Genomic DNA, 23,594 nt, shown 5'->3' on the forward strand with positions numbered 1-23,594 from the left:
GGCTTCCCCAAGGAGGGACGGCGCATGGTGGCAGATTACATCATAAGGCCCGGTATGCTGGAGGAGACCTTCGTCTACCAGGACATAGAACGGCAGGCCGCTCAGCGCTTTCGCACCATTGGCATGTCCGAGATCGCCGATGGAAGGCCGACGGCTGCGTCGGATCTCGCGGAGCATATCCGCGACGGCAGGCTATTTGTCGCATCCTCCGGCTGGCCGGTCGGCTTTATTCTCTACCGGCAGGTCGAAAGCTCAGCCTATATCGAGGAACTGGATGTGCTGCAGGAATATGCCGGCCGGGGCATCGGCTCCGCGTTGATCGGCCGTGTCGCCGAGGCGGCGGTCGAGGCGGGGCTTTCCACGCTCCTGCTTTCGACATTCCGGGACGTGCCTTGGAATGCACCGTACTACGAACGGATCGGCTTTCGGGTCCTCGAGGAAGAGGCGCTGTCGCCGGTCATGCGCGCCATCCGGGACGAGCATATCGCCAAGGGTCTTGACGAAAGCCGCCGCGTCTTCATGCGCCGGCGGCTAGGCAAGCTCTGACAGGTCGAAGCCATCCACGTCCTGAAGCAGCTCGATGATGCCGCTGACCGCATGGGCGAGAAGGCGTTCGCCTTTTTCCGCTGTCGCCGCAGCTGCGTTGCCGGCCACCCCGTCGCGGTTGAGATCGGCCATCTTCCAGCCAAAGGCGTGCGGACCGTAGGCGCGCAGATGCTGGAACCGCCGGGCGAAATCGCTCTGGCGTGAGGGAAAGGCCCGGGCCTTCGTCATGTCCACCAGTTCCGGGTGAAGCGCCAGCATCACCGACGTCTCGATATCGCCGCCATGGATGTCGATCGCCTTGTCTTCCGGCGTGATCAGCCCTTGCGGCTGACCGAAGCGCGTCCAGCTGGTGGCGACTGCCAGCATGCCGAAGCGCACCCGCGCTTCGGTCGCGACGATGGTCATCAGCGGAGAATTGCCGCCGTGGGCGTTCAGCATGACGAACTTGCGGATACCCTGCCGCGACAGGTCTTCGGCGATCGCAAGCCACCGCTCCACCGCTTCCGAATAAGACAGTGTCCTGGTGCCGGGAACGTCCATATGCTCGATGGAATAGCCGACCGGCTCGGTTTGAAGGATGGTCACCGGCAGGGTGTCGGGAAGGCTTTCGGCCAGTCGGCGGGCAATGCCCTCTGCGATCAGCGCATCCGTTTCGAACGGCAGGTGGGGTCCGTGCTGCTCATGAGCGCCCAAGGGCAGGACCGCAATCCACCGGCTCTTCTCCGACGGGCCGAGCGCCGGGTCGTTGTCTTCGAAACGTCTGGCGGGATTGGGCATATGGCGGTTGCTCGCTATTTTCTGTATTGGACGTTCAGTGAGCCTGAAATGGTTCGGTATTCCTAGTAAGAGTTCGGCGGGAAAATGGGCAAGAAGAAAAAGGACGGCAAGAAGGATAAGTCCGTCAAGAAGGCGAAGCTTGCGGAAGCCGGCGGCAAGGACCTGGCGTCGGCATTGACGCAGGCGGCCCGTTCGCTGCGTACCGAACAGAGCCATCAGCTGGCTGCATGCGGGCTTTATGCCGGGCAGGAAGGCGTCATTCTCGCGCTTGCCAAGGAGGACGGACTGACCGCCGGTGCAATCGCGCTGCGGCTTGGCGTCAAGGCGCCGACCATGACCCGTACGATCGGCCGCATGGAAGCGCAGGGGTTCGTCACGCGCGGCAGCGACGGCGGCGATGGACGCCTGACCAAGGTTTTCCTGACCGATGCCGGACGCAACACCGTGGAGGGAATCGATCAGGCGCTCAAGGTCAGCGAAAAGCGGGCGACGAAGGGGCTCTCGAACAAGGATATTCGGGCGCTGACGGTGTCGCTGATGGCGATTACGCGCAACCTGGATCCCGCCGAGGCCGACGATCAACTTGATTAACTGCAATATGTGGACGGCCTTCCGCCGGATCGCTTTTCGTTTGAATTCTTGAATTAAATTTTTTAAAGCTTGTCCGGCAAGCCGGACTGGCACCGCCTCGGGCCGGATCGCTTGATCAGGAGGGGTCGTGGCTCAAAAGGTCAAACTATCGACGATCGCCGAGTCGCTCGGCATTTCCACGGCTACGGTATCGCTTGCGCTGCGCGACAGCCCGCTGGTTGCGATTGCCACGCGCGAACGTATCAAGGATCAGGCGCGACTTCTCGGCTACATCTACAATCGCCGCGCGGCGAGCCTCAGGACGTCCCGGTCGGGCATCATCGGCGTTGTCGTGCACGATGTGATGAACCCGTTTTACGGCGAAATCCTGAAGGCGATCGAAAGCGAGCTCGACCGCAGCCAGCACACCTTCATCCTCTCGAACCATTACGATTCTGTCGAGAAGCAGCGGACCTTCATCGAGACGCTGCTGCAGCTCGGCGGTGACGGCGTCATCATGTCGCCGGCGATCGGGACGCCGAAGGAAGATATCCAGCTGGCGGAAGACAACGGCATGCCGGCCATTCTGGTCGCGCGCCAGATGGAGGGGATCGACGTTCCCACCTATCGCGGTGACGACAGCTACGGCATCGCGCTCGCCACAAACCATCTGATCGGCCTCGGCCACCGGACGATCGCCATGATCGGCGGCACCGACCAGACCTCGACAGGCCGCGACCGCTATCTCGGCTATGCCTCGGCGCTGAAGAAGGCCGGCATAGAGGTCGACCCGAACCTGCGCATTCCCGGCCCGCGCAGCAAGCAGGGCGGGTTCGAGGCGGCGGTGCATTTCCTGTCTCTGCCGCAGAAGCCGACCGCGGCCGTCTGCTGGAACGATCTGGTGGCGATCGGTCTGATGAACGGCATCTCGCGCGCCGGTCTCGTCCCCGGCCACGATATCTCCGTGACCGGCTACGACGACCTTGAGGAAGCGGCGATCGCCACGCCGGCGCTGACGACGGTCTGGAACGGGCAGGCCGAGGTCGGGCGACTGGCCGCTCGCGCGCTGCTTGACAAATTGAGCGGCAGCCACGAGCCTGACGGCCTGCACCTCATCAAGCCGGAAATGCGCATCCGGCAATCGACCAACCCGATTTCGTCGTCATCACACAGATCCTGAGCCCCGCCCCATGTCCGATACCCGCATTCCGATCCTCGCATCCGTCAAGAGCCATCCGCGCGTTCTCGAACGCCTCAAGGAGAAATTCGACCTGCGGCTGATGGAGATCGATGGGCCGACCTCGCTTTCGGAGACGGAGCGCGGCGAAATTCGCGGCGCGGCGGCTGCTTTCGGCGGCTTCAGCGCTGAATGGATGGACATGCTGCCCAATCTGCAAGTGATCGCCAGCTTCGGCGTCGGCTATGATGCGGTCGATGTCGGGCATGCGGCCAAGCGCGGCATCATCGTCACCAATACGCCCGATGTGCTGAACGACGAGGTTGCCGATACCACGGTCGCGCTGCTGATCAACACGATCCGCCGCCTGCCGCAGGCCGAACAGTGGCTGCGCGATGGCCGCTGGGAAAAGGAAGGTCCGTTCCCGCTGTCGCCGCTGTCGCTTGCCGGACGGCATGTCGGCATTTTTGGTCTCGGGCGGATCGGGCTGGAGATCGCCAAGCGGCTGGAGCCCTTCAAGCTGAAGATCAGCTACTGCACCCGCACGCCGAGAACCGACGTACCCTACAAGCATTACGCATCGCTTCTCGACATGGCGCGTGACGTCGACACGCTGATCTCGATTGTTCCGAAGACGGACGCGACCCACAAGGTGATCAATGCCGAAATCCTCTCGGCCCTCGGATCCAACGGCGTTTTCGTCAATGCCGGGCGTGGCTGGTCGGTGGATGAGGACGATCTCGCCGCGGCCTTGAAGAACGGCACCATCGCGGCTGCCGGGCTGGACGTCTTCTATGACGAGCCGCATGTGCCACAGGCGCTCATCGATGTTCCGAACGCCTCGCTGCTGCCCCACGTAGCTTCGGCCTCGGTGCCGACACGCAACGGTATGGCCGACCTCGTGGTCGACAACCTCATCGAATGGTTTGCCGAAGGCCGTGCGCTGACGCCGGTGCCGGAAACGCCACAGAAGAACGGCTGAGCCTTACTCGGCGGCCGCTGCCATGCCCGCCTTGGCGCCAGCATAGGCGCGGACCGCATCACCGAAGGCTTCGAAGATTTGGCGCGACGGCGTGTCCGTCTTTGCCCAATACTCGGGATGCCATTGCACGCCGATGGCAAAGTTCCTGGCATCGATGACCGAGACCGCCTCGATTGTTCCATCTTCCGCCACCGCCTCGACCTGCAGGTTGGGCGCGGTCCTGGCGATTGCCTGGCGGTGCAGCGAGTTGACCTGGATTTCGCCGGTGCCGAGATATCTGGCGAGGCAGGAGCCTTCCTTGACGAAGACGCCCTGGCGGATGCCGAAGGCTTCATCGCGATGGACGTCTTCCGGCTTGCGGTGGTCCCACACGCCCGGCTGGTCCTGGATTTCGCTCGCCAGCGTGCCGCCCAGCGCAACGTTCAATTCCTGTATGCCCCGGCAGATCGCCAGCATCGGAATGCCGCGATCGAGCGCGCGGCGAATGAGCGGCAGGCTGGTGGCATCGCGGCCCGGGTCGAACGGTCCGTCTTCCTCTCGGGCATCCTGGCCATAGAGCGAGGGATGGACGTTGGTCGCCGAACCGGTCACGAGCAGTCCGTCGACACGGTCGAGGATGGCATCCGTTTCATTGCCGTGTTCGAAGGCCGGAATGATGAAGGACATCACGCCCGAGACATCAAGTGCCGCTTGCAGATATTGGTTCTGGGCGCAGTGCCAGTTCGTCTCCGTGAAAAAGCGGATATCAGCCGGGACTGCGACGATGGGCTTCGACATGTGCGATGCGACCTTCGGTTCGAATTCGATCCTGTCATTTGACTATCCGCGCCCGCCTCGCTGTCAACCGGGAAGCGGTGGCGCAGACAGATATTCGGAGCACTTTTCGACTTTTGCAAGGTTGAGCTGCCGCAAGGTGATGAATTTCCCGCGAAGGCAATGCGAAAGCCGGACGAATGAAAGTCGAAATGCTTGAAACGCTTGATGCAAAATGGTTAGGTCTCGCAGTGTTCGGCGATTACGATCAAATCAGGGGAGCCGGCACAGCTTAAACTTGGGAGGTTTATTTATGGATCGTCGTTCATTCATCAAGAAGGCGGGTGTTGCAGGGGCTGGTGCCGCTGCGGCGGCCACACTGGCCGCGCCGGCCATCGCTCAGGAAAATCCGAAGATTACGTGGCGCATTACGTCGTCATTCCCGAAGTCGCTCGACACGATCTACGGCGGCGCCGTCGATATTTCCGAGCGCGTTGCAGCAGCGACGGACGGCAACTTCACCATCCAGCCCTATGCCGCCGGCGAAATCGTGCCTGGTCTCCAGGCGCTTGACGCCGTCGCCGCGGGCACGGTCGAAGCCGCGCACACGACCTCGTATTATTTCTGGGGCAAGGAGCCGACCTTCGCTCTTGGAACGGCCATTCCGTTCGGTCTGAACGCGCGCATGCAGAATGCCTGGTTCTACCAGGGCAACGGTAACACGCTGTTGAACGAGTTCTTCGCCACGCAGGGCGTCTACGGTCTGCCGGCCGGCAACACCGGCGTGCAGATGGGCGGTTGGTTCCGCAAGGAAATCAACACGGTCGACGACCTGAAGGGGCTGAAATTCCGCATCGCCGGCCTCGCCGGCAAGGTTGTCGAAAAGGTCGGCGTCGTGCCGCAGCAGCTCGCGGGCGGCGACATCTATCCGGCGCTTGAAAAGGGTACCATCGACGCCGCCGAGTTCGTCGGCCCGTATGACGACCAGAAGCTCGGCTTCTACAAGGTCGCCAAGTACTACTACTACCCGGGCTGGTGGGAAGGTGGTCCGGTCGTCCACGCCTTCTTCAACCTCGACAAGTACAACAACCTGCCGAAGCACTATCAGGCGATCCTGACCGACGCCTGCGCATTCGCCAACACCAACATGATGGCGAAGTACGACACGAAGAACCCGCAGGCCCTCAAGCAGCTCGTCGCGGAAGGCACGGTCCTCAGGCCGTTCACGCAGGAAATCATGGCTGCCTGCTATGACGCCGCTCTTGGCATCTATGCAGACCTGTCGAACCAGAGCGCCAGCTTCAAGAAGGTCTATGACGACCAGCTCGCGTTCAAGAAGGATGCCTATCTCTGGGCGCAGATCGCCGAGTACACCTTCGACACCTTCATGATGATCCAGCAGCGCTCGGGCAAGCTCTGATCTGCTGAAACATCATTGACCGATTGGGCCCCGGACAAAATCCTGTCCGGGGCTTTTTTGTTTCCGCACTGCGTGGTTTATGGCAGGCGAACCGCCTCGATCCGGAGAAAAAACACCATGCTTCGCCGCCCCGCCGCCGTCGTCTTCGACATGGATGGTCTGCTGTTCGATACGGAGGTCCTCTATCGTGAGGCAAGTTTTGCGGCGATCACCGCGCTCGGGCATCGCATGGACGACGAGATGTTCCGCCGGACGCTGGGGCATCCCTGGGATTCGATCCGTTCGATCCTCGTCGACCTGTTCGGGGCCGACTTTCCCACCGACGAATTCAGGACCATCTGTCTGGCGCATTTCCAGGAACTCGCGGATACCCGCCTGCAGATGAAGCCGGGTGTTCCGGAGCTGCTTGAATTTCTACGGATGAACGACATTACCTGCGCCATCGCGACATCCTCGCGGCGGCAGAGCGTGGACCACCATGTGGGTATGCACGGCATCGGCGGCTACTTCCGGGAAATCGTCGCATGGGGCGACTATGAGCGCGGCAAGCCGGCTCCCGATCCGTATCTCACCGCTGCGGCCCGGCTGGCGACCCTGCCGTCCCTGTGTCTGGCGCTCGAGGATTCGCATACGGGCGTCCGCTCGGCGTCCAGCGCCGGGATGATGACCGTCATGGTTCCGGACCTGCTTGAGCCGACGGCGGAGGTCGAGCGCCTGTGCGTGAGGATCGCGCCGGACCTGCACGCGGTGCGCCAATCCCTGGCCGCTGTTCTGGACGACAAATAGCAACCGCCGCGGAAGCGGTTCCGCGGCGGCTTCATTGCTCTTGCGCAAGCCTCAGTTGAACTTGGGCGGCTGGCTCAGATCCATCGACGGATCGGCGGGCTCGGCCGGCTTCTGCGCATCACCGGAATTCGGTGCGGGCGTCGAGCCGGGCGGGCTGAGATCCAGCGGCGGCAGGCCGAATGCGGGCTGGCTGTTGCCGCCCTGATCCGGGGCCGGCGCTGCGCCGGGCGTGCCGAGATTGAGTGGCGGCAGGCCAAAGGCCGGTTGGTTGTTGTTGCCCGAACCCTGGTCGGCTCCGCCCAGCGGCGGCAGTCCCAGTCCGGGAAGGCCTGAATCACCCGTGCCGAAGCCTGGAACGTCGATCGTTACCGAATTCGGATCGATGTGCGGTTCATCATCCTTGTAGTGGGTGACGAGCCAGGGGAAGGCTATGACCAGCATGATCACCGCGAACTGGATGATGATGTAGGGCACGACGCCCTTGTAGATCTCGACCGTCTTCAGGCCATTCATCATCTTGCCGGTCGCCTGGTCCTTCCAGGCGCTGGCCGGGGCGACCGAGCGCAGGTAGAACAGCGAGAAGCCGAAAGGTGGCGTGAGGAACGAGGTCTGCAGGTTGATGCCGAGGATCAGGCCGAACCAGATCAGGTCGATGCCGAGCTTTTCGGCGACCGGCGCCAGAAGCGGTACCATGATGAAGGCGATCTCGAAGAAATCGAGGAAGCAGCCGAGAATGAAGACAATCAGCGTGACCACCAGCAGGAAGCCGTATTCCCCGCCCGGCAGGCTCAAGAGCAGGTCCTCGATCCAGACATTGCCGTTGATGCCGTAGAAGGTCAGGCCGAAGACGCGGGCGCCGATCAGGATCATCATGACGAAGGCGGAGAGCTTCGTGGTCGAATCCAGCGCATGTTTCAGCGTCGTCATGTTCAGCCGGCGCTTGGCGAAGGCGAGGATCAGCGCGCCTGTGGCGCCCATGGCGCCGCCTTCCGTCGGGGTGGCGATGCCGAGGAAGATCGTGCCGAGCACCAGGAAGATCAGCGCCAGCGGCGGGATCAGCACGATGATGACCTGTTCGGCCAGCCGCGAGATGATCTTGTTGCTGAGCCGTGCGTTGATCAGCGCGACCGCGTATATCACGAGAATGCCGAAGGCCAGCGACGCGACGAGCCGCCATTCGGGGCTGATCGCCGTGAACAGGATGGTGTCGCCGAGATAGTAGAGCGCGGCGGCAATCGCCAGCATGACCATCAGCGACGTCACGCCCGATCCGAGCGTGCGCGCCTCGACCGGCAGAGCCGGCACCGACTTCGGCCTGATCAGCGACATCGCGAAGATGTAGAGGCAGTAGGCAGCGACAATGATCAGCGACGGATAGACCGCGCCGAGATACATGTCGCCGACGGACCTGCCGAGCTGGTCGGCCATCACGATGAGGACGAGCGACGGCGGGACGATCTGCGCCAGCGTGCCGGATGCCGCGATTGTGCCGGCGACAAGCGACGGGCGGTAGCTGTAGCGCAGCATGATCGGCATGGAGATGAGGCCCATGGCCATGACGGAGGCGGCAACGACGCCGGTTGTCGCACCCAACAGCGCTCCGACCAGGATGACGGCATAGGCAAGCCCGCCGCGCACTGGCCCGAACAGCTGGCCGATCGTTTCCAGCAGGTCTTCCGCCATGCGCGATCGTTCCAGGATCAAGCCCATGAAGGTGAAGAAGGGGATCGCCAGCAGCGTGTCGTTGTACATGATCCCGTATATTCGCTCGGGATGCGACTGCAGCAGCGGCCAGAACAGCTTGATCTCGGGCGAGATCGTCGAAAATTCCACGCCGATGACGAAGAAGATGAGACCACCTGCGGCCAGCGTGAAGGCGACGGGATAGCCGAGAAGCAGAAGCGCCATCACCGAGGTGAACATGATGGGCGCGAGGTTGTGGGCGACAAGATCGATCATGGCTTAGTGGTTCTCCATGATCTCGGCGATATGGTCGGCATGGTTGTCCGGGCGCGGGTCATCGAGCTTTCCGGCGATCACCGCCGCGCGCTTGATGACTTCGGATACGGCCTGGACGGTGAGGAGGATGAAGCCGGCGAGGACGGCGAGCTTTGCGGGCCAGATGATCAGGCCGCCGGCATTCGGTGACATTTCACCGGAATTGAAAGAGGTCCAGAACCACGGCCATGCCAGCCAGACCATCAGCGACGAGAAGGGGAGAAGGAAGATGACGTGCAGCACCAGGTCGACCCAGTCGCGGGTGCGCTTCTTCCAGGAGCCGGAGATGATGTCGATGCGGACATGCTCGTTGTTCAAGAGCGCATAGGCGGCCGCAAGCAGAAAGACGACGCCGTAGAGATACCACTGAATCTCCAGCCAGGCGTTGGACGACATGTCGAACACCTTGCGTATCACTGCGTTGCCGGCGCTGATCAGCACCGCCGCCAGCAGCAGCCATGACACGGACCGACCGATGAAACGCGTGACCGCGTCAATCACCCGGCTCAAGGACAATAGAGCCTGCATAGAATTCCTCCCCAAAGCGCCCATTGTCCTTAAAGGCTCGCCCAACCGATGGCAACGTCTGTCAAGGGCAATTGGGTGCGTAAGTCGCTCCAGGTGAATTATATTTGCGCGCCTTTGCCGCATCCTGGGGGAGTTCACCGTGTCCTGTTACTTGTGGTTGTATTGTCGTTGTCGGCGACGGGAAATACGAGGGGGCGATTCGGGCGGTGGCACGCCAAGGCCATTGCACTTTTCGGAGCATTTGTGTAATCGGCTTAATCAAGAGTGGATGGAATCCGCATGCGTCGTTTCGCGGGGATTCCGACCGGGTCGGGCGACGGATCGCCTTTGTCCGATCGGTTTGCAAAGGGGAGACAAGAGACGATGAGCGAGCATCCGACTGGGCCGGTCGAAACCGGTGCGCCGATGAACTATCAGGAACACGAAAAGACCTACGACATGTTCATCGCCGCCGCCAAGTACGGCACGATGATCGTCGTCGCGCTGATGATTGCCATGGCTGCCGGCTTTTTCACCGCCGGTGGTTTCCTCGGCGGCCTCCTGACCTTCATCATTGCCTGCGTCGCCGGCTTCATCTTCCTGAAGTAACGAACGTACGGTCAGATACAAAAAGCCGGCCCTGGCGTTTGAGCCTGGGCCGGCTTTTTTGTGTTCGGTAAAGTCTGAAGAGCATACGACACCGCCGGTCGCCTAGCGGTGGTTGCCAGCTTGTTCAGCCGGCGCTTGCCGTGCTGGTCTTGCCCTGCACGCGTGCCAGTCCGTCGCGGGCCGGCGTGTACTTCGGGTCAAGGCCCAGGGCATGGCGATAGGACTTGGCCGCCTTGGTGAAGTCGCCGCGGCGCTCGTAGATGAATGCCTGGTTTGCCCAGGATTCAGCGATGCTCGGGTCCAGCTCGATGGCGTGATTGAAGTCGGCGAAGGCGTTCTCGTCGTCGTTCAGCGCGACATAGGAGAGGCCGCGGCCGTTATAGGGTTCCGGCGAGTTCGGCGACAGCGAGATCGCCTTGGAGAAATCGTCGATCGCCTTCTCGTGCTGGCCGCGCTTCTGGTAGATCAGGCCGCGATTATGGTAGGCGCGTCCGTCGGTCGTGTCGAGCTGGATGGCGCGGTTGAAGTCGCTGAAGGCTTCGTCGATGCGGCCGGCCTGGCGATAGATGTTGCCGCGGCCGATATAGGCGACGTCATAATTCTGGTTGATCTGCAGTGCGCGGCTGTAATCCTGCGCGGCCTCGACCGGCTTGCCCATGTTGCGGTAGATCAGAGCCCGATTGGCGTAGGCCTGATAGAAGCGCGGGTTGAGCTGGATGGCGCGGTTGAAATCTTCCAGCGCCTTGTTGAACTCGCCGGCGCTGCCGTAGGCATAGCCGCGGGTGTTGTAGCCCTGCGGGTCGTTCGGATTGGCGTTGATGACAGCGGTCAGCGAGGCGATGTTCTGTTCCGAGCCCTGTGCCCGGTCAAGCTTGATCACATCACTGCTCGTCGGTGTGCTGACGCAGCCTTGCAGAAGTGCGGCGCCCGCGAGCAGGGCGACGGCAAATGCCGAGCGCTTGATCGTCCGCGTTGAAGTCGCCGAAACGTGGTTGCGAATGGTGCGGTCGCGCAAATCAGCCGTCATCAGGCTTTATTCCCCCTACGGTACGAAGTTCGTATCGTTCACATCGTCTGAAAAGCAAAAGGCGGCGGCGATCAGGTCGCCTCCGCCCAAGTTACATCCGAAAACGTCAAAAAGACGACCGGTCAATTAGTGGCTGCGGCCGTTGCCGACGAGACCTTCGCGCTGGGCGCGCTTGCGTGCCAGCTTGCGTACGCGGCGGACGGCTTCTGCCTTTTCGCGCGCGCGCTTCTGCGACGGCTTTTCGTAGTAGTCGCGCATCTTCATTTCGCGGAAGATGCCTTCGCGCTGCATCTTCTTTTTCAGAGCGCGGAGAGCCTGATCAACGTTATTATCGCGGACAAGTACCTGCACGTGAATCCCGTTCCTTTGGTGTTGGTGTTGCTCGCCCGCAGGCATTGCAGCAGGCAAAATAATAATAATTCGCAGTGCGCAAGCCTTGCGATTGGAAAGCGGGATATCAGATCGTCCGCTTCAAGTCCAGCGGGAGAGTGGGCCTCGGGCCAGATTTTTTGCGATCCCGGGCGGCATCTGATGTACTGTCCGTCGCAGTGTCGAAAGCGATGCGTGAATGCGTCGCAAAAGAGCCGTTGCGCCGGGGCGCGATTTGCGATTGCTAGGCTCTGCAATATCCGGTTTTGCCGGCCATCTTGCTTTGGTCAAGGAGTGACAGGGCGCCATGCGCAAATATTCCATTTTCGCCGTTGCCCGCGAGGCAATGCGTCACCACAAGGGTTGGGGCGCGCAGTGGGCGTCGCCCGAGCCGAATGCGGCCTATGACGTGATCATCATCGGCGGCGGCGGTCATGGCCTGGGCGCGGCCTACTATCTTGCCAAGGAGCATGGCATCCGCAACGTGGCGGTCCTGGAAAAGGGCTGGATCGGCGGCGGCAATACCGGCCGCAACACGACGATCATCCGCTCGAACTATCTCTACGAAGAGAGCATGCACATCTATGAGCACTCCCTGAAGCTCTGGGAGAACCTGTCGCAGGAGCTCAATTACAATGTCATGTACTCGCCGCGCGGCGTGATGATGCTGTCGCACAATGTCCACGACGTCCAGTCGTTCAAGCGCCATGTGAACGCAAACCGTCTCTATGGCATCGACAACGAATGGCTCTCGCCGGAGCAGGCGAAGGCCTATTGCCCGCCGCTCGATATTTCCAAGTCCGCCCGCTACCCGATCAATGGCGCCGCGCTGCAGCGGCGCGGCGGTACGGCGCGCCACGATGCGGTTGCCTGGGGCTATGCCCGTGCGGCCTCCGATCTCGGTGTGCACATCATCCAGAATTGCGAAGTGACCGGCATCCGCCGCGGTCCGAACGGCGAAGTGACCGGCGTCGAGACGAGCCGTGGGTTCATTGGCGCCAAGAAGATCGGTGTTTCGGCCTCCGGCCACAACACGGCGATCATGTCGATGGCCGACGTGCGCGTGCCGCTGCATTCCAATCCGCTGCAGGCGCTGGTGTCGGAACCGATGAAGCCGATCTTCCCCTGCGTGGTGATGTCGAACACGGTGCACGCCTATATCTCGCAGTCCGACAAGGGCGAGCTGGTCATCGGCGCCGGCACCGACCAGTACGTCTCCTACTCGCAGACCGGCGGCCTGCAGATCATCACCCATACGCTCGACGCCATCTGCGAAATCTTCCCGATCTTCCGCCGCGTCAAGATGATGCGCCAGTGGGGCGGCATTACCGACAACACGCCGGATCGTTCCGCGATCCAGTCGAAGACGCCGGTGCCGGGCCTCTATGTCAACTGCGGCTGGGGGACGGGCGGTTTCAAGGCGACACCGGGATCCGCGCATCTCTTCGCGCACCTGATCGCCAAGAACGAGCCGCACAAGTTCGCCGCCGGGCTGACGCTGGACCGGTTCCGTTCGGGACGCCTGATCGACGAGGCGGCGGCTGCCGCCGTGGCGCACTGATCCCGATGTTTCGCAGATTTGACGGTCTCCACCCGACCGGGAGTTAAGACATGCTTTTGATCCACTGCCCATACTGCGAGGAAGAGCGCTCCGAGCTCGAATTCCGCAATGCCGGCGACGCCCATATCGTCCGTCCGGCCAACATAGCCGAGATTTCCGACGAGGCGTTCGAGGCGTACTTCTTCCTGCGCGACAATCCGAAGGGCGTCATCTTCGAGCGCTGGCGGCACATTCACGGCTGCGGCCGTTTCTTCAACGCGGCGCGCGACACCGTCAGCGACAAGTTCATCACCACCTACAAGGCGGGCGAGCCGAAGCCGGATCTCGCCGCTCTTGCCACCGGTAACCAGAAGGACATGCAGAAATGAGCGGCGCCAACCGTATTCCCGGCGCAGGTCGTCTGACGCCCGCCAAGACCGCCCGTTTCACCTTCGATGGCCGCACCTATACCGCGCTTGAAGGCGATACCGTTGCCTCGGCCCTGCTTGCCAACGGCGTGCATCTGCTCGGCCGTTCCTTCAAGTATCACCGTCCGCGCGGCATCCTGTCGGCCGGTCCGGAAGAGCCGAACGCCCTGATCGACGTGTCGCGCGACGCTGCCCGCAAGCAGCCGAACGTGCGCGCCAGCGTCCAGGAAGTCTTCGATGGCATGAAGGTGTCCTCGCAGAACCGCTGGCCGTCGCTCGCCTTCGACATCGGCGCCATCAACGACTTCTTCTCGCCCTTCTTCGCCGCCGGCTTCTACTACAAGACGTTCATGTGGCCGAAGGTCGCCTGGCATCATCTGTATGAGCCCTTCATCCGTCGGGCTGCCGGCCTCGGCGTCGCGCCGAAGGAAGCGGATCCGGATCACTACGCATCGCGCTATGCCCATTGCGACGTGATCGTCGTCGGCGGTGGTGTTTCCGGCCTTTCGGCCGCGCTTGCCGCCGCCAAGACCGGCGCGAAGGTCATTCTCGTCGACGAAAATCCGGAAGTCGGCGGCGCGCTGCGCTTCGACACCGACGTCGTCATCGACGACATGAACGGCTATGACTGGGCACAGGCGACCGTTGCCCGCCTGAAGGCAATGGACAATGTCACCGTGCTCACCCGCACGACCGCCTTCGGCTACTACAACCACAACTTCATCGGTCTCGCCGAACGCGTCACCGATCACCTTGCCGCCTTCGACAAGGCCCTGCCGCGCGAGCGGCTGTGGCAGGTCCGCGCCAAGCGCGTGATCATCGCTTCCGGCTCGATCGAGCGGCATATGGTGTTCGCCAACAATGACCGTCCCGGCATCATGCTGGCATCGGCAGCGCGCACCTATCTCAACCAGTACGGTGTCGCGGTCGGCACCAAGATCGGCGTCTACACCGCGCATGACTCGGCTTATGAGGCCGCCTTCGACCTCAAGCGCGCCGGCGTCTCGATCGTCGCCATCGTCGACTGCCGCAAGCAGCCGGGCATTGCGGTCTTGAAGGAAGCCGAACGGCTGGGCATCAAGGTGCTGATCGGCCATTCGGTGATCGGCACGACGGGCAAGCTGCGCGTCAACTCGATGACGGTTGCCCGCAACGGCGCAAGCCGCGGCGAGAAATACGCCGTCGACGCGCTGATCGTGTCGGCAGGCTGGACGCCGTCGGTGCATCTCTTCTCGCAGTCGCGCGGCAAGCTGAAGTTCGACGCCGAAAAGCAGCGCTTCCTGCCCAACATCTATGCCGAGAAGGGCATCTGCGTTGGCGCCTGCAACGGTACGGACGCCATTCAGGCGGCCATTGACGAGGCGATCGCCGCCGGCGAGGCCATGGCTGCCGAGACCGGATTCGCGACTGGCGAGAAGGTAGCTGTCTCCGGTTCGTCGGCCTATGAATGGACCGGCGGCATGATCGGTGCTGCCGAAGGTGCCGGGCCGGAGACCGCCGTCAAGGCGTTCATCGACTTCCAGCACGACGTCTGCGCCAAGGACATCCGTCTCGCCGTTCGCGAAGGCATGCGCTCGATCGAGCATATCAAGCGCTTCACGACCAACGGCATGGCGTCCGACCAGGGCAAGCTTTCCAACATGCATGGCCTGGCGATTGCCGCGGAAATGCTCGGCAAGGATATCCCGGAAGTGGGCCTCACCACCTTCCGCGCACCCTACACGCCGGTTACCTTTGGTACCCTGATCAACCATTCGCGCGGCAAGCTGTTCGATCCCGCCCGCAAGACCCCGATCCATTCCTGGGCCGAGGCGCGTGGTGCGGAATTCGAAGACGTTGGCAACTGGAAGCGCGCCTGGTTCTTCCCGAAGGCCGGCGAGACCATGCATCAGGCCGTCGACCGCGAGTGCAAGACGGTCCGCGAGGTCGCCGGCGTGTTCGACGCCTCGACGCTCGGCAAGATCGAGGTCGTGGGGCCGGATGCGGCGAAGTTCCTGAACCTGCTCTATACCAACGCCTGGGATACGCTGAAGCCCGGTCGCTGCCGCTACGGCATCATGACCCGCGAGGACGGCTTCGTCTATGATGACGGCGTTGTCGGACGCCTGGCGGAAGACCGCTTCCACGTCACGACGACGACCGGCGGCGCGCCGCGCGTCCTGCAGCACATGGAAGACTATCTGCAGACGGAGTTTCCCGAGCTGAACGTCTGGCTGACGTCGACCACGGAACAGTGGGCGGTCATTGCCGTCCAGGGTCCGAAGGCGCGCGAGATCATTGCGCCGCTCGTCGAAGGCATCGACCTCTCCAATGAGGCCTTTCCGCATATGAGCGTCGCCGAAGGCAAGATCTGCGGCGTGCCGACACGGCTCTTCCGCATGTCGTTCACCGGCGAGCTCGGCTTCGAAATCAACGTGCCTGCCGATTATGGCAAGGCCGTCTGGGAAGCCGTCTGGGAGCGTGCCGAAGCCATGGGCGCCTGCGCCTACGGTACCGAGACCATGCACGTGCTGCGCGCCGAAAAGGGCTACATCATCGTCGGTCAGGACACCGACGGCACGGTGACGCCCTATGACGCGGGCCTTGCATGGGCCGTTTCGAAGAAGAAGACGGATTTCGTCGGCATTCGCGGCCTGAAGCGTCCTGACCTCGTTCGCGAGGGACGCAAGCAGCTCGTCGGCCTGAAGACCAAGGATCCGAAGGTCGTGCTGGAAGAAGGCGCGCAGATCGTCGCCGATCCGAACGAACCGAAGCCGATGACGATGCTCGGCCACGTCACGTCGGCCTACTGGTCGGAAAACTGCGGCCATTCGATCGCGTTCGCGCTGGTGGCCGGCGGACATGGCCGGATGGGCCAGACGCTCTACGTGCCGATGGCAGACCGCACCATCGAGGTCGAGGTGACGGACATGGTGTTCTTTGACAAGGAAGGAGGCCGGATCAATGGCTGATATCGCTCTGGCAAGCCGCGAAGGCGTTCTCTCCGGCCGGTTCGGCGGTTCCGCCGTCGTCCGTCTGACTCCGGCCGTGCCGGCAAGCCGCATTTCGCTGCGTGCGCCGGCCGGTTCCCTGTCTGCCCTTTCGGGCGCGCTGGGACTGACGTTGCCGGTCAAGCCGAAGACATCGAACAGCGCCGACGGACGGCATGCGCTCTGGATCGGTCCTGACGAATGGCTGATCATCGATGAGAACGAGGCCGACCTGATGGCGGCAGCGGCATCTTCGGGCGCGCTGCATTCGGCAACGGATGTATCACACCGCAATACGGCGATCATCGTTTCGGGTCCCGGTGCGGAAGCGACCGTCAGCAGCGGCTGCCCGCAGGACCTGTCGCTTGCCACCTTTCCGGTCGGCGCCTGCTCGCGCACGATCTTCGGCAAGATCGAGATCGTTCTCTTGCGCACGGCGGACGACACGTTCCGTGTGGAATGCTGGCGCTCGTTTGCCGATTACGCCTTTGGCCTTCTGACGGAAGGTGCCGAGGACGCCGCTCTCTAAAGCGGCGTCTCTTTACTCGTCCTGCGGCCGGTCAGACGTTGTCGGGCCGGTCCTTGGGATCGAACTGGCTGATCGTCAGCCATTCGGCGGTCAGGGCCGGCTTTTTCTCGCCCTCGATCTCGATCTTCACCCCGTAGGTGTTCATCAGCATGGAGCCACCGCGAAACCTCGCCTCGGCGAGGGTGAAGTGCGCCCGCACGCGCTTGCCGGACCTGACCGGCGAGACGAACCGCACCTTGTCGAAGCCGTAATTGACCCCCATCGTCTGTTCGCGAATGCGCGGAATGCAGCTGTAGCTCATGGCCGACAGCAGCGAGAGCGTGAGAAAACCGTGCGCGATGGTACCGCCATACGGTGTTTCCGCGGCGGCTCTTTCCGGGTCGGTATGGATGAACTGGTGATCCAGCGTGGCGCTGGCAAAGGCATCGATCATCGACTGGTCGACGACGATCCAGTCGGAAACGCCGATCTCCTGTCCTACAAGGCCTGTGACCTCAGACAGTGCAATTTCTGAAGGCATGAAGGGAGTTCTTTCAAAAGGGAGTAATACGGGGCCTAGAGTTCCTGCTCTGTATAAAAGGCGACAGTGCGGCGGGCAAGGACGACAGGTGTCCGTGCCGGCCGGTCTCCCCGCGCGAAGACCTGCATCCAGCGGGTTCCGTCGCGGTCGGGTAGGTTGAATTCCATGGGTTCCCGGCCGCGATTGACGAGAACGGCAAGGCGGGTATCCGTCATGGCGGCCTTGATATCCGGCGTGCGCAGCAGCATGACAAACCCATCGAGGTCGGGTGTCTCCCAGTCGGCGACCGACATCGGTTGTCCGTGGCGGTTCAGCCATTCGATGTCGCCGTCATCGCCTGCAAAGAATGCCGTCTCCCGCAGCGCCGCAAAACGTTTGCGGATGGCCGACAGGAAGGCGACGTGTTCGATCAATCTCTCATCCATCGCCTCCCAGTCGAGCCAGGTGATCTCGTTGTCCTGGGCGTAGGCATTGTTGTTACCCTGTTGACTGCGACCGCCCTCGTCGCCGGCGGTCAGCATGACCGTTCCGCGGCTGGAGAACAGCGTCGACAGCATCGCCATCACGTCGTCGCGGCGGTTCTTGAGGATCGTGCGGTTGGCCGTGTCGCCCTCCGCGCCATTGTTCCACGAGTGATTGTCGTTGTGGCCGTCGCGGTTTTCCTCGCCGTTCGCCTCATTGTGCTTGCGCTCATAGGAGACCAGATCCATCAGCGTAAAACCGTCATGGGCGGCAAGGAAATTGACGGAGCGCGTCCGGCGTCCGCCATGGCGCGAAAAGATCGGCGAAGAGCCGGCCAGCGCGGTCGCCATGGCGCCCGTCATCGACCGGTCGCCGCGCCAGTAGAGCCGCATGTCGTCGCGCGCCCGGTCGTTCCATTCCAGGAATTTTTCCGGGAAATTGCCCAGCTGGTAGCCGCCGGGGCCGATGTCCCACGGTTCGGCGATCAGAATCCGGTCTGAAAGCACATCATCCGTCTGGATCGCCTTCAGCGTTTCCGCATCGCGGCTGAAGCCGACCTGCAGATCGCGTCCGAGAATGGGTGCCAGATCGAAACGGAATCCGTCGACGCCGGTGGCCAGAACAAAATGTCTCAGGCTGTCGACGATCATCTGGCGGATGACGGGTGCATCGCAGGCGACCGTGTTGCCGCAGCCCGTATCGTTGACGAGCAGGCCGGGATTGTCGGGCGCATGGAAAAAGCTGCAGAGGTTGTCGACGCCGCGCAGCGACAGCGTGGGGCCGTGGCGGTCGCTCTCGCCCGTGTGGTTGAAGACGAGGTCGAGGATCACGCCGATGCCGGCGTCCCTCAGCGTCGCCACCGTCTGGCGCAATTCCGCGACGCCGCCCGGGGCGAGGCGCGGATCGAGCGCCATGAAGGTGACGGGATTGTAGCCCCAGCCGTTCTTCAGGCTGAGCGGCGGCAGGTGGCGCTCATCGATCCAGGCGGTGATCGGCATCAGCTCGACCGCATCGACGCCGAGTTTCAGTAGATGATCGACGACGGAGGGGTGGGCCAACGCGCCGATGGTGCCACGCTTCTTTTCGGGAATATCCGGGTGCAGCTTGGTGAATGGCCTTACGGCGACCTCGTAGATGAAGCCGCCGGGGCGGAAGAGCGGCGCCTTGATCTCCACCGTCTCCGGCGCGGTCACGATCGCCTTGGGGACGAGGCTTGCCGTGTCGTAACCGAATTCGGAGAGGCGCTTGCTGTAGGTGAACGGCCTGTCGAGTTCCTTGGCATAGGGATCGACCAGCAGCTTGGCCGCGTCGTACCAGAGGCCGTGATCGGGCGAGTAGACGCCTTCTGCGCGAAATCCGTAACGCGTGCCGCGCCGCACGCCCTCCACGGACACACGATGGATATCGTCACTGCCGCGCACCATCGGCAGCCGGCTGATCTCCTTCTTGCCCGACGCGTCGAACAGGCAGAGGTTCATGCGTGAGGCGTGCTTGGACCAGATCGCGAAATCGCATCCGCTATCGGTAAGCGTGGCGCCGAGGGAGGTGAAAGCCATTCGCGGGTCCAGTCTGACTGTGCCGGGGTCGTCGCCGCTCCGGCAGCGAGTCCCTTGTCCGATATTGATAATCAATTTCCGGGACTTGTCGACAGGCCGCAGCGGTTTGCATCCCGCGATCGTTTTCTTTAGGCTTGGACGAGGTCACAGGAAAAGGCCGTTCAACCGGCCGTATTCAGTCCCATGTATGCGGTCACCTTCCAAATCCAGCCAAAAGGTTGAAGCATATGACGCAAGCAAAGAGCGGCGACACGGTTCGCATCCATTACACGGGCAAGCTGACGGACGGCACCGAGTTCGATTCGTCGAGCGGCCGCGATCCCCTGGAATTCACCGTCGGCGCCGGCCAGATCATTCCGGGTCTGGACAAGGAAATCGACGGCATGGAGCTCGGCGCCCAGCAGACGGTCACCGTGCCGGCGGAGCAGGCCTATGGTCCGCACGATCCGCAGAAGGTCCAGTCCGTGCCGCGTTCGGCGATTCCCGCCAATATCGACGTGAAGCCGGGCATCCAGCTGCAGGCGCAGACCCAGGATGGTGGCACGCTGATGCTTCTCGTCACCGAGGTACGCGAGGACGCACTGACGGTCGACGCCAACCATCCGCTGGCGGGCAAGGACCTCGTCTTCGACGTCGAACTGGTGGAAATCATCAAGGCCGCCTGAGGCTCCGATATGAGAGCTTAGTCTCCGAAGCTCTCGATATAGCCGATGATCAGCGCGCGCGTCGACTGGACGGGCGCGTGGTGCCGGGCGAGAAAAGGCGTCATCCAGACGCCTTTTTTGAACGTGGTTGCTCCCGGCGTGTTCTCCAGCAGCATTTGCGGCGAGGCGTGGCAGCGGGCGCAGTCCTGCTTGTAATGTGCTTCGCCCTTTGCCAGCTGCTCAGGCGTGAACGCGGAAGCTGCCGCCGGCATCAGCATGCCGGCTGCGGTGACGAGTGCCGCCGAAAGGCTCCGCGTTCCGCCTTGCATCAGGTAATGACGGTTGGTGCGCTGCGGCCGGTGCGCTTGCCGATTTCGGCAATCGTGTCGGCGGCCGAAATGAGATCGGCCAGCGCTTCCTGGGTATCGATGCCGTGGTTTGCCGGATCGGGTTCGTAGCGCTCGACATAGACGCGCAGCGTCGCGCCGGATGTGCCGGTGCCGGACAGGCGGAAGACGACGCGCGAGCCACCTTCAAACAGCACGCGGATGCCCTGGTTCTCGCTGACGGATTGGTCGACCGGATCGTGATAGGCGAAATCGTCGGCGGCCTCGACCGTCAGCGCGCCGATCTTCGTGCCGGGCAGGGTCGCGAGCTTGTCGCGCAACGCCGCCATCAGGCCGTTGGCGGCATCCGTATCCACTTCTTCATAGTCGTGGCGGGAATAGTAGTTGCGGCCATATTCGGCCCAGTGCTTTTTAACGATGTCGGCGACGCTTTCCTTGCGGGCCGCCATGATGTTCAGCCAGAAGAGCACGGCCCACAGGCCGTCTTTTTCACGTACATGGTCGGAGCCGGTGCCGAAGCTCTCCTCACCGCAGACGGTGGCCATGCCGGCATCGAGCAGATTGCCGAAGAACTTCCAGCCGGTCGGCGTCTCGTACATGCCGATGCCGAGCTTCTCGGCCACCTTGTCGGCGGCGGCGCTGGTCGGCATGGAGCGGGCAATGCCGGCAATTCCCTTGGAATAGCCGGGCGCAACCGTCGCATTGGCGGCGATGATCGCCAGGCTGTCGGACGGGGTGACGAACATGCCCTTGCCGACGATCATGTTGCGGTCGCCGTCACCGTCGGAGGCAGCGCCGAAATGCGGGCCGTCGGGACTCATCACGTCGTCATAAAGTTCCTTGGCGTGGACCAGGTTCGGGTCCGGATGGTGGCCGCCGAAGTCGGGCAGCGGAACGGCGTTCCTGACCGAACCGGCGGGCGCACCGAGCCGGCGCTCGAGGATTTCCGTCGCGTAGGGGCCGGTGACCGCGCCCATGGAATCGATGACGACACGGGTGCCGCCGGCAATCAGCGCGCGGATGGCGGCGAAATCGAACAGGCCTTCCATCAGTTCCGCATAATCGGTAACGGGATCGATGACCTCGACGGTCATTCCCTCGACGGTCTGGGTGCCCACCGTGTCGAGTTCGATGTCGGGGCAGTCGGCAATTGCGTACCGGGTGATTTCCTTCGACCGGGCATAGATCGCATTGGTGATCTTTTCCGGGGCCGGACCGCCATTGCCGATATTGTACTTGATGCCGAAATCTTCGTTCGGGCCGCCGGGATTGTGGCTGGCGGAAAGTACGATGCCGCCGAAGGCTTTGTATTTGCGGATGACGTTGGAGGCCGCAGGCGTCGACAGGATGCCGCCCTGGCCGACCATGACCTTGCCGAAGCCGGCGGCGGCCGCCATCTTGATCGCCTTCTGGATGACTTCGCGGTTGTAGTAGCGGCCGTCGCCGCCGATCACCAGCGTCTTGCCGGAGAAGCCTTCCAGCGAATCGAAAATCGACTGGATGAAGTTCTCGGCGTAGTTCTTCTGGGCGAAGACCGGCACCTTCTTGCGCAGTCCGGACGTGCCGGGCTTCTGGTCGCCGAAGGGCGTGGTTTCAACGGTGACGATCATGGTGTTGGGGTCTCCCTGGAATGTCAGAGGTCACGGGCAAGAAGCCCGGCGTAGAGCGTGGCATAACGTTCGGCGCTCTTTTCCCATGAGACGTCCGATTTCATGCCCTGCTTCTGTATCTTGGTCCACGTCTTCTTGTCCTCATAAAGGCGAAACACCTTTCTCAACACCCCGCGCAGCCCGTCGGGGGTGACCGGCGAGAACTGCAGGCCGGTGGCGCATTTCATCGCCAGCGCCGCATGGTTGGCGTGGATGACGGTGTCGGCGAGGCCGCCGGTGCGGGCGACGACCGGTACGCAGCCATAGCGAAGGCCGTAAAGCTGGGTCAGGCCGCAGGGCTCGAAGCGCGACGGAATGAGGATCGCGTCGGCGCCTGCCTGCATGAGATGCGACAGCGGCTCGTCGTAGGTCAGCGCCATGCCGACCCGTCCGCGATGGCGCGAGGCGGCGGCCAGCAGCGCGCCTTCGATGGCGAATTCGCCGGCGCCGAGCACGGCGAGCTTGCCGCCCTGGCGGACGATGTCGTCGACCACATCGATCAGCACGTCCATGCCCTTCTGCCAGGTCAGGCGCGAGATCACACAGAAAAGGGGGCCATTGTCGTCATCGAGGCCGAAGCGTCCGGCAAGCGCACGGCGGTTCTTCGACCTCTCGGACAGGTCGCCCACCGTGAAGTTTGCTTCGATGTGCCTGTCGGTTTCGGGGTTCCAGATATCGGTGTCGATACCGTTGACGATGCCGTGCAGGCTGGAGACGCGGGAGGCTATCAGGCCTTCGAGCCCCATGCCGAATTCCGGCTGCAGGATTTCGTCGGCATAGGACGGGCTGACCGTGGTGATCGCGGTTGCCGTCTGCAGGCCGGCCTTCAGGAAGCCGACGTCGCCGTAATATTCGACCCCGTCGACGGAGAAGGCGTGCGGCGGTAGCTGCAGTTCGGGGAAGATCGCCGGCGAGAACTGCCCCTGGAAGGCGATGTTGTGAATGGTGATGACGCTCGGGATTTCCGGTGTCTCGGCATAGCGCATGTAGGCGGGCAACATGGCCGCCTGCCAGTCATGCACATGGACAAGGTCCGGGCGCCAGCCGCCGATCACGCCCGCTGCAATCTCGGCTCCGGCACGCGAAAAGGCTGCGAAACGGCGCCAGTTGTCGGGATGATCCTTGCCCGCGGCGTCCGTATAGGGGCCGCCTGGGCGGTCGAAATAGGCGGGTGCGTCGAGGACGAGGACGTCAAGGCCTTCGCACTTTGCCTCGAGAAGAATGCCCTTTTCGCCGAGGAGATCGTCGAATTCGTGCAGCTTCACGGGCGCGGTCAGCGCCGCCTTCACCTTCGGATAGCCGGGCACCAGCGTCTTCATCTCGACGCCGCTGCCAGAGAGTGCCAGCGGCAGCGCACCGACGACATCGGCAAGTCCGCCTGTCTTGATCAGCGGAAAGACCTCCGAAGCGACCGAAAGAACCTTCATGC

23 protein-coding genes are annotated in these 23,594 nt (G+C 62.7%); 12 read left to right on the top strand and 11 right to left on the bottom strand.

What is annotated here, in order from left to right; translation table 11 throughout:
• The first annotated feature begins 24 nt into the window (after positions 1 to 24).
• Positions 25 to 546, top strand: a complete 522-nt coding sequence (locus ACU5AZ_RS12765; RefSeq protein ID WP_446822738.1) for a GNAT family N-acetyltransferase — start codon at positions 25 to 27, stop codon at positions 544 to 546.
• Here the strand turns inward: ACU5AZ_RS12765 and ACU5AZ_RS12770 are convergent.
• Positions 532 to 1,323, bottom strand: a complete 792-nt coding sequence (locus ACU5AZ_RS12770; RefSeq protein ID WP_446822739.1) for a creatininase family protein — start codon at positions 1,321 to 1,323, stop codon at positions 532 to 534. The two genes, ACU5AZ_RS12765 and ACU5AZ_RS12770, sit on opposite strands and share 15 nt — an antisense overlap.
• Positions 1,324 to 1,407: 84 nt before the next feature.
• On the opposite strand from ACU5AZ_RS12770, the gene ACU5AZ_RS12775 reads away from it, so the two are divergent.
• From ACU5AZ_RS12775 to ACU5AZ_RS12785, 3 genes are all read left to right on the top strand, one after another.
• Positions 1,408 to 1,914 carry a MarR family winged helix-turn-helix transcriptional regulator gene (locus ACU5AZ_RS12775; protein ID WP_446822740.1) on the top strand — a complete coding sequence of 169 codons (507 nt, stop codon included), beginning with the start codon at positions 1,408 to 1,410 and terminating at the stop codon, positions 1,912 to 1,914.
• A 127-nt stretch (positions 1,915 to 2,041) separates the two neighbouring features.
• On the top strand, positions 2,042 to 3,073 hold the full coding sequence (locus ACU5AZ_RS12780) for a LacI family DNA-binding transcriptional regulator (protein ID WP_446822741.1): 1,032 nt from the start codon (positions 2,042 to 2,044) through the stop codon (positions 3,071 to 3,073).
• A 10-nt stretch (positions 3,074 to 3,083) separates the two neighbouring features.
• On the top strand, positions 3,084 to 4,052 hold the full coding sequence (locus tag ACU5AZ_RS12785; protein ID WP_446822742.1) for a 2-hydroxyacid dehydrogenase: 969 nt from the start codon (positions 3,084 to 3,086) through the stop codon (positions 4,050 to 4,052).
• A gap of 3 nt (positions 4,053 to 4,055) precedes the next feature.
• Here ACU5AZ_RS12785 and ACU5AZ_RS12790 read toward each other — a convergent pair whose 3' ends face one another.
• Positions 4,056 to 4,829: a gamma-glutamyl-gamma-aminobutyrate hydrolase family protein gene (locus tag ACU5AZ_RS12790; protein WP_446822743.1), complete on the bottom strand. Its 774-nt coding sequence runs from the start codon at positions 4,827 to 4,829 to the stop codon at positions 4,056 to 4,058.
• Between the two features lie 289 nt (positions 4,830 to 5,118).
• Between ACU5AZ_RS12790 and ACU5AZ_RS12795 the strand changes: the two genes are divergently transcribed.
• Complete coding sequence (locus ACU5AZ_RS12795) at positions 5,119 to 6,225, top strand: TRAP transporter substrate-binding protein (RefSeq protein WP_446822744.1); 1,107 nt, start codon at positions 5,119 to 5,121, stop codon at positions 6,223 to 6,225.
• Positions 6,226 to 6,342: 117 nt separating this feature from the next.
• Entirely contained in the window at positions 6,343 to 7,011 is a 669-nt protein-coding gene (locus ACU5AZ_RS12800; protein WP_446822745.1) for an HAD family hydrolase, read from the top strand.
• A gap of 51 nt (positions 7,012 to 7,062) precedes the next feature.
• On the opposite strand, the gene ACU5AZ_RS12805 is transcribed toward ACU5AZ_RS12800, so the two are convergent.
• Both ACU5AZ_RS12805 and ACU5AZ_RS12810 read right to left on the bottom strand, forming a co-directional pair.
• Positions 7,063 to 8,970: a TRAP transporter large permease gene (locus ACU5AZ_RS12805; RefSeq protein WP_446822746.1), complete on the bottom strand. Its 1,908-nt coding sequence runs from the start codon at positions 8,968 to 8,970 to the stop codon at positions 7,063 to 7,065.
• Positions 8,971 to 8,973: 3 nt separating this feature from the next.
• Entirely contained in the window at positions 8,974 to 9,537 is a 564-nt protein-coding gene (locus tag ACU5AZ_RS12810; protein WP_446822747.1) for a TRAP transporter small permease subunit, read from the bottom strand.
• Between the two features lie 363 nt (positions 9,538 to 9,900).
• Here ACU5AZ_RS12810 and ACU5AZ_RS12815 point away from each other — a divergent pair, with 363 nt between their 5' ends.
• The gene (locus ACU5AZ_RS12815) at positions 9,901 to 10,125 is read left to right on the top strand and encodes an aa3-type cytochrome c oxidase subunit IV (RefSeq protein ID WP_446822748.1); all 225 of its coding nucleotides are present in this window, start codon (positions 9,901 to 9,903) and stop codon (positions 10,123 to 10,125) included.
• Between the two features lie 124 nt (positions 10,126 to 10,249).
• On the opposite strand, the gene ACU5AZ_RS12820 is transcribed toward ACU5AZ_RS12815, so the two are convergent.
• Positions 10,250 to 11,152 carry a tetratricopeptide repeat protein gene (locus ACU5AZ_RS12820; RefSeq protein ID WP_446822749.1) on the bottom strand — a complete coding sequence of 301 codons (903 nt, stop codon included), beginning with the start codon at positions 11,150 to 11,152 and terminating at the stop codon, positions 10,250 to 10,252.
• A 126-nt stretch (positions 11,153 to 11,278) separates the two neighbouring features.
• Positions 11,279 to 11,503, bottom strand: coding sequence for a 30S ribosomal protein S21 (gene rpsU / locus ACU5AZ_RS12825; RefSeq protein WP_261928721.1), 225 nt, complete (start codon positions 11,501 to 11,503; stop codon positions 11,279 to 11,281).
• 325 nt (positions 11,504 to 11,828) lie between these two features.
• Here rpsU and ACU5AZ_RS12830 point away from each other — a divergent pair, with 325 nt between their 5' ends.
• Genes ACU5AZ_RS12830 through ACU5AZ_RS12845 form a run of 4 tightly spaced genes read left to right on the top strand, consistent with a single transcriptional unit; the run spans position 11,829 to position 16,987 of the window.
• The gene (locus ACU5AZ_RS12830) at positions 11,829 to 13,082 is read left to right on the top strand and encodes a sarcosine oxidase subunit beta family protein (protein WP_261928722.1); all 1,254 of its coding nucleotides are present in this window, start codon (positions 11,829 to 11,831) and stop codon (positions 13,080 to 13,082) included.
• A 50-nt stretch (positions 13,083 to 13,132) separates the two neighbouring features.
• Positions 13,133 to 13,450, top strand: a complete 318-nt coding sequence (locus ACU5AZ_RS12835) for a sarcosine oxidase subunit delta (protein ID WP_446822750.1) — start codon at positions 13,133 to 13,135, stop codon at positions 13,448 to 13,450.
• On the top strand, positions 13,447 to 16,440 hold the full coding sequence (locus tag ACU5AZ_RS12840; protein ID WP_446822751.1) for a sarcosine oxidase subunit alpha: 2,994 nt from the start codon (positions 13,447 to 13,449) through the stop codon (positions 16,438 to 16,440). The genes ACU5AZ_RS12835 and ACU5AZ_RS12840 overlap by 4 nt, the downstream gene beginning before the upstream one ends.
• The gene (locus ACU5AZ_RS12845; RefSeq protein ID WP_446822752.1) at positions 16,433 to 16,987 is read left to right on the top strand and encodes a sarcosine oxidase subunit gamma; all 555 of its coding nucleotides are present in this window, start codon (positions 16,433 to 16,435) and stop codon (positions 16,985 to 16,987) included. The genes ACU5AZ_RS12840 and ACU5AZ_RS12845 overlap by 8 nt, the downstream gene beginning before the upstream one ends.
• Before the next feature lie 31 nt (positions 16,988 to 17,018).
• On the opposite strand, the gene ACU5AZ_RS12850 is transcribed toward ACU5AZ_RS12845, so the two are convergent.
• On the bottom strand, positions 17,019 to 17,507 hold the full coding sequence (locus tag ACU5AZ_RS12850) for a MaoC family dehydratase (RefSeq protein ID WP_446822753.1): 489 nt from the start codon (positions 17,505 to 17,507) through the stop codon (positions 17,019 to 17,021).
• A 35-nt stretch (positions 17,508 to 17,542) separates the two neighbouring features.
• Positions 17,543 to 19,525 (bottom strand): glycogen debranching protein GlgX, encoded by a 1,983-nt coding sequence (gene glgX, locus ACU5AZ_RS12855; protein WP_446822754.1) that lies wholly within the window; start codon positions 19,523 to 19,525, stop codon positions 17,543 to 17,545.
• Between the two features lie 227 nt (positions 19,526 to 19,752).
• Between glgX and ACU5AZ_RS12860 the strand changes: the two genes are divergently transcribed.
• Positions 19,753 to 20,190 carry an FKBP-type peptidyl-prolyl cis-trans isomerase gene (locus ACU5AZ_RS12860; RefSeq protein WP_446822755.1) on the top strand — a complete coding sequence of 146 codons (438 nt, stop codon included), beginning with the start codon at positions 19,753 to 19,755 and terminating at the stop codon, positions 20,188 to 20,190.
• 17 nt (positions 20,191 to 20,207) lie between these two features.
• Here the strand turns inward: ACU5AZ_RS12860 and ACU5AZ_RS12865 are convergent, their stop codons facing one another.
• The 3 genes from ACU5AZ_RS12865 to glgA are packed head-to-tail and all read right to left on the bottom strand — an operon-like array spanning position 20,208 to position 23,592.
• Positions 20,208 to 20,498, bottom strand: a complete 291-nt coding sequence (locus ACU5AZ_RS12865; RefSeq protein ID WP_446822756.1) for a hypothetical protein — start codon at positions 20,496 to 20,498, stop codon at positions 20,208 to 20,210.
• Positions 20,498 to 22,126, bottom strand: coding sequence for an alpha-D-glucose phosphate-specific phosphoglucomutase (locus ACU5AZ_RS12870; protein ID WP_446822757.1), 1,629 nt, complete (start codon positions 22,124 to 22,126; stop codon positions 20,498 to 20,500). Before ACU5AZ_RS12870 ends, ACU5AZ_RS12865 begins: the two co-directional genes overlap by 1 nt.
• 23 nt (positions 22,127 to 22,149) lie before the next feature.
• Positions 22,150 to 23,592: a glycogen synthase GlgA gene (gene glgA, locus ACU5AZ_RS12875; protein WP_446822758.1), complete on the bottom strand. Its 1,443-nt coding sequence runs from the start codon at positions 23,590 to 23,592 to the stop codon at positions 22,150 to 22,152.
• Positions 23,593 to 23,594 lie beyond the last annotated feature (2 nt).

The organism is Rhizobium sp. PAMB 3182 (assembly GCF_052908355.1).